Genomic DNA, 12,952 nt, shown 5'->3' on the forward strand with positions numbered 1-12,952 from the left:
GCAATACACCCAATAAGAATATTATTAATAAATCTGTCACTGCACGTTTAAATAATTATTACTAGACCCCTGCGCGAAAAATCCTCTATCACCAATTTTGTCCACATCTTGCCACACATAGAGACCAGTTCTTCATCGCGCTGTCGTACTCCAGGTCCGTCATCACACAAGGCTCCTGTTCGTCACGCGGGTGAAGCGCGTTATACCGCTCTCGCCAGCGGCTCTCCAGCGCTAAAATCGGCAACGTTGATTTGCCGCCCGGTGGAGGGAAAAAGTTGTGATGCATCTCTCTTTTAGCGCACTCAGCGCGCCTTTCCCTGCGCAATCCTCAGGGGAAAAGGGGGCAACTCTCGGCGATTCGCCGTAATCATGGTAAAATCGGCTTTTTTACGTACCGGGATATTTGCGATGAACTCAACCACCCAGGAAAAGCTGCTGGCGCAGGCGGAACGCCTCTGCCAACAACGCAATGTGCGATTGACGCCGCAACGGCTGGAAGTGCTGCGTCTGATGACTCAGCAACCCGGTGCAATCAGCGCTTATGACCTGCTCGATCTGCTGCGCGTCGCCGAACCGCAAGCCAAGCCGCCGACGGTCTATCGCGCGCTGGATTTTCTGCTGGAGCAAGGGTTTATCCATAGAGTGGAGTCCGCCAACAGCTACGTGCTGTGCCACCACTTCGAACAGCCGATGCACACGTCCGCACTGTTTATCTGCGACCGCTGCGGCCAGGTGACCGAACGCACTACCGAAGGCGTAGAGGAAACGCTGCAGAAGCTGGCGCAGGAAGCCGGATTTGCGCTGCGGCACAGCGTGGTGGAAGCGCACGGCCTGTGCGCCGGCTGCGTGGAGGTTGAGGCGTGCGACAGCAAGCATGACTGCGCCGAACACGATCACAGCATCGCCATCAAGAAGAAGTAAGACGAAGTCAGGTACCTCCCTGTACCTGCGGCCGGGGCGCCAGAGGATGAGAGCGACGCCGGCCTGAGTTGGGCAAGCCGCCTTCAATGGCGGCCCTGCAAATTACCAGCGGTGTTTGGTGTGATCTTCCCAGGCTTTCACCTCTTTCTCGGCCGCCTCTTTCTGGTAACCGTAGCGCTCCTGGATTTTGCCGACCAGCTGTTCGCGTTTCCCTTCGATGACCGTCAGATCGTCATCGGTCAGCTTGCCCCATTTTTCCTTCACTTTGCCTTTAAGCTGCTTCCAGTTACCGTCGGCTTGATCTTTATTCATAGTCTCTCCGTTAACCTGTGGTGAATCAGTGATCCCTGTCGCCGGCCGGGGTTAACCAGAAATTTTTCTGGCCGATATGCCCTTCACCTTAAGGAATATCTCTCCCCTTCATTCGCCAGCCACATGATTCATTATAGTTAAACATGGAAATAAAAAAGCCATATGACAGAATAAAAAACCATTAAGAAATGAAATAAACATAAAAAACGCCAACAAACAACAAACTAAGCCGGGCAAAACCAGGCTGAAAACATGTAAGCAAACATGAATAAAAACATAAGAAAAATTAATAATTAACCCAACAAGGCGTGCGGTTTAGCGTGCGGCAAACCAGCTGCCGCGCACCTGATGGCGGTGCCAAATCCAGCCCAGTGCCAGACCGCGCAGCGCCAGAAACACCGCCAGCGCCAGCCAGAGTCCGTGGTTGCCAAGCAGCGGCACGCTGAACAGCGCCAGACCGTATCCCGCCGCAGCCACCGCCATGCTGTTGCGCATCTCGGCACCGCGCGTGGCACCGATAAACATGCCGTCCAGCAAATAGCACCACACCCCGACCAGCGGCAGGATGACCTGCCACGGTAAATAGTGGGCGGCCAACGCACGCAGCTCCGGCAAGGAGGTCAACGCCGCCACGATCTGCTGGCCGGTAACGGCATACGCCAGGGCGAAGGCCAGCGCGACCAGCCCTGCCTGCCTGCAGGCCGCGTGCCACACCTTGCGCAGCTGGCTGTCGTCCCGGGCACCGTAGGCGTGGCCCGAATGGGCTTCCACCGCATAAGCGAAGCCGTCGAGCGCATAGGCGGTGAACGTCAGCAGATTCATCAATACCGCGTTGACCGCCACCACGTCGCTTCCCAGGCGAGCACCGAAGATGGTCAGCGATGCAAAGCACAGCTGCAGCAGCAATGAACGCAACATGATGTCGCGGTTAAGCGCCAGCAGCCGACGCAGATCGCCACGCCAGGCCTGGCGCAGCATCGGCAGGGTGATACCGCGCAGGCACATCACCCGCCACGCCAGCCACAGGCCGAGCAGCAGCGTGGCGTATTCGGCGATGGCGGTTGCCGCCGCCGCCCCTCGCACGTTCCAGCCCAGGCCCATCACCAGCCAGATATCCAGCACGATGTTCAGCAGGTTGCCGACAATCAGCAGGATCACCGGCGCACGCACATACTGCACGCCGAGCAGCCAGCCCAGCAGCACCAGATTAGCCAGCGCCGCCGGCGCGCTCAGCCAACGGATCTCAAGAAAACGCCGCGCCTGTTCCAGCACCTCGCCATTGCCACCGACGATCCGCAGCGCCAGTTCGATCAGCGGATAGCGCAACAGGACGATCGCCACCCCGGCCAGCAGCGCCAGCAGAAGCGGCTGCATAAAGGCGCGCGCCAGCGCCTGCGGGTTCTGTGCCCCCAGCGCCTGCGCCGCCAGGCCGGTGGTGCTCATGCGCAGGAACAACAGCAGCATGAACAGGAAGCTGGTCGCCACCGCGCCGATCGCGACGCCCCCCAGGTAGATCGGGCTGTCGAGGTGGCCGATCACCGCGGTGTCCACCAGCCCGAGCAGCGGTACGGTGATATTGGAGAAAATCATCGGCAGAGCCAGGCGCCACAGGGCTTTATCGGTGTCGCTGGTGAAGGCGGAAATCAAGCGCATGATGAGATGTTCCCGTAGCAGTGGCGAAGGGCAAGGTCAGAAACAAAAACGCCCCAGAACAGGGGCGATTGATACAAGAGGCGGCACTGAGAGTGCGACGATTAAATCCAGTCACCGTTGCGGATCACGCCGACCGCCAGCCCTTCGATAGTGAAATTCTGCTGGCGCAGATCGACCACGATCGGTTGGAATTCGTTGTTCTCCGGCAGCAGCTCGACCACGTTGCCGTGTTTTTTCAGGCGCTTGACCGTCACTTCGTCTTCGATGCGCGCCACCACGACCTGGCCGTTGCGCACGTCTTGCGTTTTATGCACCGCCAGCAGATCGCCGTCCAGAATGCCGATGTCGCGCATCGACATGCCGTTCACCCGCAGCAGGAAATCGGCGCTCGGTTTAAACAGGGAAGGATCCACCTGGTAGTGCCCTTCGATGTGCTGCTGCGCCAGCAGCGGCTCGCCGGCGGCGACGCGGCCGATCAGCGGCAGCCCTTCTTCTTCTTCCATCAACAGGCGGATACCGCGCGAGGCACCGGAGACGATTTCGATCACGCCTTTGCGTGCCAGCGCCTTCAGGTGTTCTTCGGCGGCGTTAGGCGAGCGGAACCCCAGACGCATCGCGATCTCGGCACGCGTTGGCGGCATGCCCGTTTGCGAAATATGATCGCGAATCAGATCGTAGACCTCTTGCTGTCTGGTAGTTAGTGCTTTCATTCCGCCCCCTGTTTGTTTATACAGTCTTGCTGTGAGTATATACAGGTAAGCGCGGATTGGGAACCGAAGAATAAATAAAAATCAGTCAGTAGGCGCCTTTCGTCAGCCAAAATGCTGCCATAAGACCGTGCCCCAAACGAACAGCGCCAGCACGATCGCCAGCGACACCGCCGCCGATCCCATGTCCTTGGCCCGACCGGACAGTTCGTGATGTTCGCTGCCGATGCGATCCACCACCGCCTCGATCGCGCTGTTCAGGATCTCGACGATCATCACCAGCGCTACCGATCCGATCAATAAAATGCGCGCTATCGCACCCACATCCAGCCAGACAGCCAGTATGATAGCCAGCAGGGTGAGCACCAGCTCCTGGCGGAAAGCCGCTTCGTGCTGCCAGGCGGCGGAAAGCCCTTTATAAGAATAGCCGGCGGCCTTGATGATGCGGGTCAGTCCGGTTGCTTGGTTTGCCATGTTTTCGTGCCTTTCTCAGAGGTCGGTCATAATAAAAAGAGTCTAGAACAGTCCGCGCTGACGGCTCTCGGTTTTCGAACACCACAGATCTGCTACCCGGTTTCTGGTATGCTTGCGGCGCATTGCTAACAAGAGGCTTCACGTTGTTTATGTCAGGTTGGCGTAAAATTTATTATAAAATATTGAATTTACCACTTAAATTGTTGGTAAGAAGTAAGGTCATCCCTTCAGATCCGGTTACCGAGCTAGGGTTGGATCCCTCACGGCCGATTTTGTATGTTTTACCTTACAATTCCAAGGCGGATTTGCTGACGCTGCGCACCCAGTGCCTGGCGCAGGATCTGCCCGATCCGCTCAACTCGCTGGAGATCGACGGCACCGTGCTGCCGAGCTACGTGTTCATTCACGACGGCCCGCGCGTGTTCCGCTACTACACCCCGAAAGAAGAGTCGGTAAAGCTGTTCCACGACTATCTGGATCTGCACCGCAGCAATCCGGATCTCGACATTCAGATGCTGCCGGTTTCGGTGATGTTCGGCCGCTCGCCGGGCCGCGAAGGCCACGGCACGCCGCACCTGCGTCTGTTGAACGGCGTGCAGAAATTCTTCGCCGTGCTGTGGCTCGGCCGCGACAGCTTCGTGCGTTTCTCCAACACCGTTTCGCTGCGCCGCATGGCCACCGAGCACGGCACGGATAAAACCATCGCGCAGAAACTGGCGCGCGTGGCGCGCATGCACTTCTCGCGTCAGCGCCTGGCCGCGGTAGGCCCGAGCCTGCCGGCCCGCCAGGATCTGTTCAACAAGCTGTTGGCGTCCAAAGCGATCGAAAAAGCGGTCGAGGACGAAGCGCGCAGCAAGAAGATCTCGCACGAAAAGGCCCAGCAGAACGCCATCGCGCTGATGGAAGAGATCGCCGCCGATTTCTCCTACGAAACCGTGCGCCTGTCCGACCGCGTGCTGAGCTGGACCTGGAACCGGCTGTATCAGGGCATCAACGTCACCAACGCCGAGCGCGTGCGCCAGCTGGCGCAGGACGGCCACGAGATCGTCTACGTGCCCTGCCACCGCAGCCACATGGACTACCTGCTGCTGTCCTACGTGCTGTATCACCAGGGCCTGGTGCCGCCGCACATCGCCGCCGGCATCAACCTCAACTTCTGGCCGGCCGGCCCGATCTTCCGCCGCTTGGGCGCGTTCTTCATCCGCCGCACCTTCAAGGGCAACAAGCTGTACTCGACGGTGTTCCGCGAATACCTCGGCGAGCTGTTCACCCGCGGCTACTCGGTGGAATACTTCGTGGAAGGTGGCCGTTCCCGCACCGGGCGTCTGCTGGAGCCGAAGACCGGCACCCTGTCGATGACCATCCAGGCGATGCTGCGCGGCGGCACCCGTCCGATCACGCTGGTGCCGATTTACATCGGTTACGAACACGTGATGGAAGTGGGCACCTACGCCAAAGAGCTGCGCGGCGCCACCAAGGAAAAAGAGAGCCTGCCGCAGATGCTGCGCGGCCTGCGCAAGCTGCGCAATCTGGGCCAGGGTTATGTCAACTTCGGCGAGCCGCTGCCGTTGACCGCTTACCTCAACCAGCACGTGCCGCAGTGGCGCGAGTCTATCGATCCGATCGAAGCTCAGCGCCCAAGCTGGCTGACGCCGACGGTCAACGATCTGGCCGGCCAGATCATGGTGCGCATCAACAACGCCGCCGCGGCCAACGCCATGAACCTGTGTTCCACCGCGCTGCTGGCTTCGCGCCAGCGTTCGCTGACCCGCGAACAGCTGGTCGAACAGCTCGAGTGTTACCTGCAGCTGATGCGCAACGCGCCTTACGCGCATGACGTCACCGTGCCGACGCAAACGCCGGACGAGCTGCTGGATCACGCGCTGAACATGAACAAGTTCGAGGTGGAGAAGGACAACATCGGCGACATCATCATCCTGCCGCGCGAGCAGGCGGTGCTGATGACCTATTACCGCAACAACATCCACCACCTGCTGGTGCTGCCGTCGCTGATCGCCAGCATCGTGATGCATCATCGCCGGGTATCGCGCGCCGAACTGCTGCGTCAAATCGGCATGATCTACCCGATGCTGAAAGCCGAGCTGTTCCTGCATAACGACAAGGAACAGCTGCCGGAGGTGCTGCAGCCGGTGATCGACGAGCTGATCCGTCAACAGCTGATCTGCGACAAAGGCGACGAGCTGGTGCTGAACCCGACGCGCATTCGCCCGCTGCAGCTGCTGGCCGCCGGGGTGCGCGAAACCCTGCAACGCTACGCCATCACCATGTCGATCCTCAGCGCCAACCCGAGCATCAACCGCGGCGCGCTGGAGAAAGAGAGCCGCATCATGGCGCAGCGTCTGTCGGTGCTGCACGGCATCAACGCGCCGGAGTTCTTCGACAAGGCGGTGTTCTCCACCCTGGTGGCGACGCTGCGCGAAGAAGGCTATATCAACGACAGCGGCGATGCGATCCGCGAGCACACCCTTGAGGTGTACAACATGCTGAGCGATCTGATCACGCCGGAAATCAAGCTGACCATCGAAAGCGTCAACATGCCGGAAGAGACCAACGTCCTGCCGCAGGCCGATGCGGAAGAAGAGCAGGACGAGTGATTTCGTCCGGTACGGAAATACAAAAGGCACCCCGAGGGGTGCCTTTTTTCTTGCTTTGGGGAACCGTTACGCCGGCAGATAGCTCAGCGCGATGCCGATAAATACCACCAACCCGACATAGTTGTTCTGCAGGAAGGCCTTGAAGCAGGCTTCGCGCTCGCGGCCGGCGATCTGTTTTTGCTGGTGAATGAACAGCGCGCCCGCCAGCAGCAGCGACCAGTAAAACGCCCCGCCGAGCTGCGCCAGATAACCGACCCACACCAGCAGCAGCAGCGTCGCGAACTGCAGCAGCCCGACGATCAGCTTGTCATAACGGCCGAACAGGATAGCGGTGGATTTGATGCCGATCTTCAAATCATCGTCGCGATCGACCATCGCATACAGCGTGTCGTAGGCCACCGTCCAGCAGATGTTGGCCAGCAGCAGCAGCCAGCAGCTGAGCGGCAGCGATTCGCTGACCGCCGCATACCCCATCGGAATGCCCCAGCCGAACGCGGCGCCCAGCACGAACTGCGGCAGGTTGGTCACCCGCTTCATGAACGGATACACCCAGGCCAGCGCCAGCGCCGCCAGCGACAGCCAGATGGTCATCGCATTGAGCGTCAACACCAGGCAGAACGAGATCAGCACCAGCACCGCAAACAGCACCTTGGCCTCTTTCGCGCTCACCCGACCGCTCGGCATCGGCCGCCCGGCGGTGCGTTTCACGTAGCCGTCCACCGCGCGATCGGCGTAGTCATTCACCACGCAGCCGGCGGCGCGCATCAGGAACACGCCGAGCACGAACACCAGCAAAATCGACAGCGGCGGCACGCCTTTCCCGGCCAGCCACAGCGCCCACAGCGTCGGCCACAGCAGCAACAGCGTGCCGATCGGTTTATCAATGCGCATCAAATGGCTGTAAGCCCGCCATTTACTTTGAGTCACGCTTCCCTCCAAGGTCTTGCTCTCCTCTCTTATGCAGGAACCGCTGAATACAGCGGCGAAGCCGGTAAAAACAATTCGGTCAGCAACAGCGGTTTGCCCGCCAGCCGCAGCCGTGAACGGCGCGCCCACAGCGCATCCTGTCGGCCGATATGGATATAGTCGCGGGTCAGATCGCCGCTGCTGAACAGGTAGCGCCCCAGCGGCAGCGTGCCCAGATCCACCAGCGCCTGGTCGGGGCCGGTCAGCGTATTTTCCGGGATCACCGTGCGCCCCAGCAGCCAGGGCTGGTCGTCGCCCAGCAGCACCACTTCGCGCAGCCAGTAGCGCGGGCTGTCGGGCAGGTGATTCGCCTCGTCGCCCAGCGCCTCGCGCGTGACGAAGCATTCGCGCTGCGGTTCGACGCGCACCTGGGCGCAATGGCGTTCAAATCGGCGGGTCATGGAGCCTAACTCCATCAGCCAGTCGCTGACGGCGGCGGGCGCCGGAGGATCCTGTTCGGACAACCACTCCAGCGGCGGCAGGATGGAATCCCTGATGCCAGACATTGCTTTACTCCTCGCCTGAACCGCGGCCGGTACGGCGCGCCAGACGATACAAACTGTTAACAGGCCCCCATTGTAGCGCAGAAATACGAAAGCGGCAGGCTGATTCGTGGCGAAAACGGCGGTGGCTTCCGCCGGAAAAACCGGGTTCCTGTCATCTTTTTGCCATCCGCGTTCTCTATCTTCGTTCCCCGGCACGATGACGATTCTGTGATCGCCTGCAAAGTTTCATCTTTGTCGCGTTGTTTTATCTACGCGCGTAGATACTCTGACACCGCAGCGTTGAATCGCCATGCGTCCGACATCATTTGTCGGCACACCTTTGTTGCCGGCACCAGGGAAACCATCTTTAACCGCGCCCCTCCAGGCGCAGAACAAAAGAGGATAGCACTGCCATGAGCGAAACAACGCTTGCCACTCCACAGACCGCCGACGCCGCGCTGGCGGCCGATGAACGCCTGGCAACCAAAGAGGGGCGCAGCCAATTTTGGCGCGCCACCTTCTCCTGCTGGCTCGGCACCGCCATGGAATACGTCGATTTCGCGCTGTACGGCCTGGCGGCCGGCATGGTGTTCGGCGACGTGTTCTTCCCCGAGGCCACGCCGCTGGTCGCCCTGCTGGCCAGCTTCGCCACCTACTCCGTCGGCTTCGTCGCGCGGCCGATCGGCGCGCTGGTGTTCGGCTGGATCGGCGATCGCAAAGGCCGCCGCGTGGTGCTGATCACCACCGTGGCGCTGATGGGCCTCTCCACCACGCTGATCGGCCTGATCCCGTCCTATGCGCAAATCGGCGTTTGGGCGCCCACCTGCCTGGTGATCCTGCGCTTCGCGCAGGGGTTCGGCGCCGGCGCGGAGCTGTCCGGCGGCGCGGTAATGCTGGCGGAATACGCGCCGGCCAAACGGCGCGGGCTGGTGGCGTCGATCATCGCCATCGGCTCCAACAGCGGCACCCTGCTGGCGTCGCTGGTGTGGCTGCTGGTACTGCAGCTCGACAAGGAAGACCTGATGAGCTGGGGCTGGCGCATTCCGTTCCTCGCCAGCATTCTGATCGCCGGCGTGGCGCTGTACCTGCGCCGCCACGTGCGGGAAACGCCGGTCTTCGAGCGCGAGCTGCAGCAAAACCACCAGCGCATGCTGGACGCCGCCCAGGCCGCACCGGATACGCGCAGCTACCTGCAGCGCACCAAGGCGTTCTGGGTGATGCTCGGCCTGCGCATCGGCGAAAACGGCCCTTCCTACCTGTGCCAGGGCTTTATCGTCGGCTACGTCGCCAAGGTGCTGATGGTCGATAAATCGGTGCCGGCGCTGGCGGTGCTGATCGCCTCGCTGTGCGGTTTTCTGGTGATCCCGCTGGCCGGCTGGCTGTCCGATCGCTTCGGCCGCCGCGTCACCTACCGGTGGTTCTGCCTGCTGCTGGTGCTGTACGCCTTCCCGGCGTTCTGGCTGCTCGACAGCCGTGAGCCGGCGATCGTCATCTCGGTGATCGTGGTCGGCATGTGCATCGCGTCGCTGGGGATCTTCGGCGTGCAGGCGGCCTATGGCGTCGAACTGTTCGGCGTGAAGAACCGCTACTCCAAAATGGCGTTCGCCAAGGAGCTCGGCTCGATCCTCTCCGGCGGCACCGCGCCGCTGATCGCCACCGCACTGCTGTCCGGTTTCGGTCACTGGTGGCCTGTCGCCTGCTATTTTGTTGTAATGGCGGGCATCGGCTTAATCACCACCTTCTTTGCTCCCGAAACCCGCGGCCGCGATCTCAACCTGCCGCAGGATGCCGCGTAGCGAGAAGGCGAACAGGACCTCAATGTGGATAATCACTCCGCGCGACGCGTTACCCGCGCCGACGTGGCTCGCGTAGCGGGCACCTCCGTCGCCGTAGTCAGCTATGTGATCAACAACGGCCCGCGCCCGGTGGCGGAAGCCACCCGGCTGCGCGTGCTGGCGGCGATCGAGCAGACCGGCTACCGGCCGAACGACATCGCGCGGGCGCTGGCCTCCGGCAGCACACAAACCTACGGGCTGGTGGTGCCGGATATTTCCAACCCGTTCTTCGCCACCCTGGCGCGGGCACTGCAGCAGGAAGCCTTCAGCCGCGGCCGTGTGCTGCTGCTAGGCGACGCCGGCGACGATCGTCAGCGCGAGTATGAACTTATCAACAACCTGCTGCGCCGCCAGGTCGACGGCCTGCTGTACACCAGCGTCGATCGCCATCCGTGGTTCGATCTGATCCGCGCTTCCGGCACGCCCTGCGTAATGATAGACACCATCGACAGCCAGGCCGGCGTCTGCGCCATTCGCGTCGACGAGCGCGACGCCGCCTGCCAGGCAACCCGCCATCTGCTGCAACACGGCTACCGCGATATCGGCATTTTTATCGGCCCGCTGACCATGCTCAACGCGCAGGATCGCCTGAACGGCTGGCGCGATGCGCTGCTGGAGGCGGGCATCGCGCCACGCGACGAGTGGATTTTCGAGGTGCCCTACACCCGCCAGGGCGGTTACCAGGCCACCCAGCGCCTGGTGCAAGGCCCGCGCCCGCGCGCCGTTTTCACCTCTAACGAGCAGCAGGCGCTCGGCTGCCTGTCGGCGTTGGCGGAGCATGGGCTGCGCGCGCCGGACGATCTGGCGCTGATCTGTTTTAACGGCACGCAGCAATCCGAATTCAGCGTGCCGCCGCTCAGCGCGGTCGAGCAGCCGATCGACGCCATGGCCAAGCGGGCCATCGCCATGCTGGCCGCCGGTGCCGCGCCCGCCGAGCTGCATGAATTCGCTTTTCAACTGCGCATCCGCCGCTCCTGCGGCTGTTAGCGGTTTTTCAGGACACCTTATATATATGCGTTTAATCATTGATTGCGATCCCGGCAACGGCGTGCCCGGCGCCAACGTCGACGACGGCCTGGCGCTAGCCCTGGCGCTGGCGGCCAAACCGCAGCTGCAGCTGGAGCTGATCAGCATCGTGGCCGGCAACACCCCGCGAGAAGTGGGCTTCGCCGTCGCCACCGATCTGCTGGCGCAGAGCGGCTATCAGGTGCCGGTCGCCCTCGGCGCGGCGCGCGCCCTGAGCGAGCCGCCGGAGCCGTGGCGCGCACATCTGGACCGCCCGATCGCCGATCCGAAGCTGGCGGCGCTGTGGCGTGACCTGCCCGCGCCCTCGCTGGCCAACGCGCCCGCACCGGACGCCGCCATCGCCATCGGCGAGCTGATCTGCCGGCATCCCGGCGAGATCACGCTGGCGGCGATCGGCCCGCTGACCAACGTTGCGCACGCCATGCAGCTTTACCCGCAGATGGCGCAGGCGGTGAAAGAGATTGTGATCATGGGGGGCGTATTCAACGTCGACGGGTACATCAAGGACACCAATTTCGGTTTGGATCCGGAAGCGGCGCGGCTGGTGTTGAACAGCGGCGCCACCATCACGCTGGCACCGCTGGATGTCACCACCCAGACCATGCTGACCCAGGCGGATCTGGCCGCGTTGACCCAGCCGGATACCCCGCTGTGCCGCTATTTACGCGCCACCACGCGGCCGTGGATCGACTATTCGCGCCATACGCGGCACCTGCCGGGCTGCTGGATCCATGATGCGTTAGTGATCGCCTGGCTGCTGGCGCCGCAGCTGGTCACCACCGAGATGTTCCATGTGGATGTGGCGCTGGAAGGGGCGTTGACGCGCGGCAGCTCACGCCGCTGGCGGCCGGACAGTCTGCGCCTGACGGTCGGCATGCCGCCGCCGCAGGGCAAGCCGGTGCGTGTCATGCAGCAGGTAGACAACGCCCGTCTGTTGGCGTTGATCGGCGCAACGCTGGCCCGCGGATGAAAAAAGGTGCGCCAAAGCGCACCAATCATCGAGCCAGCATCGGCAGCGCCGGGTGTTACCCCTTGCCTTTAACGCTGCTGATAAACGTTTTACGCGCGGTGGTCGAGCCCAGTTTCTCGGCCTCATTCATCAGTTTCAGCGCCTTGTCGATATCGCCCGCCTTCACCGCCTGTTTGATGCCGTTATTGAAGTAGCTTTCGGTATCGTTGAGCATCGGCTCCGCCGGTTTCTCCGGCGCCGGTGCCGGTGCCGCCACGGCGGCAGGGGCGGTCGAGCCCACCACCACCGGCGCCACGGTCGGCGCAGGCTGCAGCATGCCGATCATCACGTTGCCGGTGCCCTGTTCAGCGGTGACCTTAAGCTTCAGCGTGCCGGTCGTCGCGTGGCCGGCGATCGGATCCGGGATATCCGGTACCGCGTTGCCCACGCCCTGCGCATAGGCCTTGGCCGGGTTGGTCAACTGAGTGGTTTTCGCCAAGTCCTGGCGGGTGGTGTACACCAGCAGGTAAATCTGTTTTTGGCCGAGCGCCGGCGTCAGTTTCAGCGTGCCTTCGAGGCGATCGGAGGACATAGCCCCCGGCGGCTGATACGGGAAGTAGCTGCTCGGGTAATACGCCGCCGGGCGCAGATGCTCGTCCAGCACCAGCACGCTCGGCGCATAAAGCGAATTGTTTTTGGCAAGGCTGCTCAGCGTCACTTCCAGCGAACCGCGATCGGCCGGCAGCGTATAGGCGGCGATCGCCCCCTGAATCTCGCCCTGATTGAGCTGCGGGCTAACGGCGTCGAGCTTCACCTCTTGCGACACCGGCGGCTGCAGCGGCTGCCACGGCAGGCTTTGCAGCGTGGCGGCGCTGATGGCCGGCGCGACGGAAACGTTGGCCGGCGTCTCGGCGTTGGCCGCCAAAGGCGCGCCGACGGTCAGCGCCAGCGACAGGCAGAGTGACAGCAGATTCTTTTTCATCGTTATATCCTCTTTCAGCGCCGCGGC

General features: G+C 62.1%; 12 protein-coding genes. 5 read left to right on the top strand and 7 right to left on the bottom strand.

Translation table 11 applies throughout. The features are described from left to right. Positions 1-408: 408 nt before the first annotated feature. The gene (gene zur / locus V8N38_RS23165) at positions 409-921 is read left to right on the top strand and encodes a zinc uptake transcriptional repressor Zur (protein ID WP_015379223.1); all 513 of its coding nucleotides are present in this window, start codon (positions 409-411) and stop codon (positions 919-921) included. Positions 922-1,023: 102 nt separating this feature from the next. Here the strand turns inward: zur and V8N38_RS23170 are convergent, their stop codons facing one another. The 4 genes from V8N38_RS23170 to V8N38_RS23185 form a co-directional block, all read right to left on the bottom strand. Beyond that, positions 1,024-1,233, bottom strand: coding sequence for a CsbD family protein (locus tag V8N38_RS23170; RefSeq protein ID WP_004936743.1), 210 nt, complete (start codon positions 1,231-1,233; stop codon positions 1,024-1,026). A 315-nt stretch (positions 1,234-1,548) separates the two neighbouring features. Further along, positions 1,549-2,886 (bottom strand): MATE family efflux transporter DinF, encoded by a 1,338-nt coding sequence (gene dinF / locus V8N38_RS23175; RefSeq protein WP_147840689.1) that lies wholly within the window; start codon positions 2,884-2,886, stop codon positions 1,549-1,551. A gap of 101 nt (positions 2,887-2,987) precedes the next feature. Continuing rightward, positions 2,988-3,596, bottom strand: coding sequence for a transcriptional repressor LexA (gene lexA, locus V8N38_RS23180; RefSeq protein ID WP_025160136.1), 609 nt, complete (start codon positions 3,594-3,596; stop codon positions 2,988-2,990). 102 nt (positions 3,597-3,698) lie between these two features. Further along, positions 3,699-4,067 carry a diacylglycerol kinase gene (locus V8N38_RS23185; protein ID WP_147840688.1) on the bottom strand — a complete coding sequence of 123 codons (369 nt, stop codon included), beginning with the start codon at positions 4,065-4,067 and terminating at the stop codon, positions 3,699-3,701. Between the two features lie 149 nt (positions 4,068-4,216). Here V8N38_RS23185 and plsB point away from each other — a divergent pair, with 149 nt between their 5' ends. Next, entirely contained in the window at positions 4,217-6,682 is a 2,466-nt protein-coding gene (gene plsB / locus V8N38_RS23190) for a glycerol-3-phosphate 1-O-acyltransferase PlsB (RefSeq protein ID WP_147840687.1), read from the top strand. 66 nt (positions 6,683-6,748) lie between these two features. Here plsB and ubiA read toward each other — a convergent pair whose 3' ends face one another. Both ubiA and ubiC read right to left on the bottom strand, forming a co-directional pair. Beyond that, positions 6,749-7,621: a 4-hydroxybenzoate octaprenyltransferase gene (gene ubiA / locus V8N38_RS23195; protein WP_049201503.1), complete on the bottom strand. Its 873-nt coding sequence runs from the start codon at positions 7,619-7,621 to the stop codon at positions 6,749-6,751. Between the two features lie 17 nt (positions 7,622-7,638). After that, entirely contained in the window at positions 7,639-8,154 is a 516-nt protein-coding gene (gene ubiC / locus V8N38_RS23200) for a chorismate lyase (RefSeq protein ID WP_038874327.1), read from the bottom strand. A gap of 392 nt (positions 8,155-8,546) precedes the next feature. On the opposite strand from ubiC, the gene V8N38_RS23205 reads away from it, so the two are divergent. Genes V8N38_RS23205 through V8N38_RS23215 form a run of 3 tightly spaced genes read left to right on the top strand, consistent with a single transcriptional unit; the run spans position 8,547 to position 11,964 of the window. Then, the gene (locus V8N38_RS23205) at positions 8,547-9,929 is read left to right on the top strand and encodes an MFS transporter (protein WP_060425154.1); all 1,383 of its coding nucleotides are present in this window, start codon (positions 8,547-8,549) and stop codon (positions 9,927-9,929) included. 24 nt (positions 9,930-9,953) lie between these two features. After that, positions 9,954-10,955: a LacI family DNA-binding transcriptional regulator gene (locus tag V8N38_RS23210; RefSeq protein WP_060425151.1), complete on the top strand. Its 1,002-nt coding sequence runs from the start codon at positions 9,954-9,956 to the stop codon at positions 10,953-10,955. Positions 10,956-10,980: 25 nt separating this feature from the next. Beyond that, positions 10,981-11,964, top strand: a complete 984-nt coding sequence (locus V8N38_RS23215) for a nucleoside hydrolase (RefSeq protein WP_089186512.1) — start codon at positions 10,981-10,983, stop codon at positions 11,962-11,964. Between the two features lie 55 nt (positions 11,965-12,019). On the opposite strand, the gene malM is transcribed toward V8N38_RS23215, so the two are convergent. Continuing rightward, positions 12,020-12,925, bottom strand: a complete 906-nt coding sequence (gene malM, locus V8N38_RS23220) for a maltose operon protein MalM (RefSeq protein ID WP_038874335.1) — start codon at positions 12,923-12,925, stop codon at positions 12,020-12,022. Between the last annotated feature and the right edge of the window lie 27 nt (positions 12,926-12,952).

This window comes from Serratia nevei (assembly GCF_037948395.1).
In the GTDB taxonomy this organism is placed as follows: domain Bacteria; phylum Pseudomonadota; class Gammaproteobacteria; order Enterobacterales; family Enterobacteriaceae; genus Serratia; species Serratia nevei.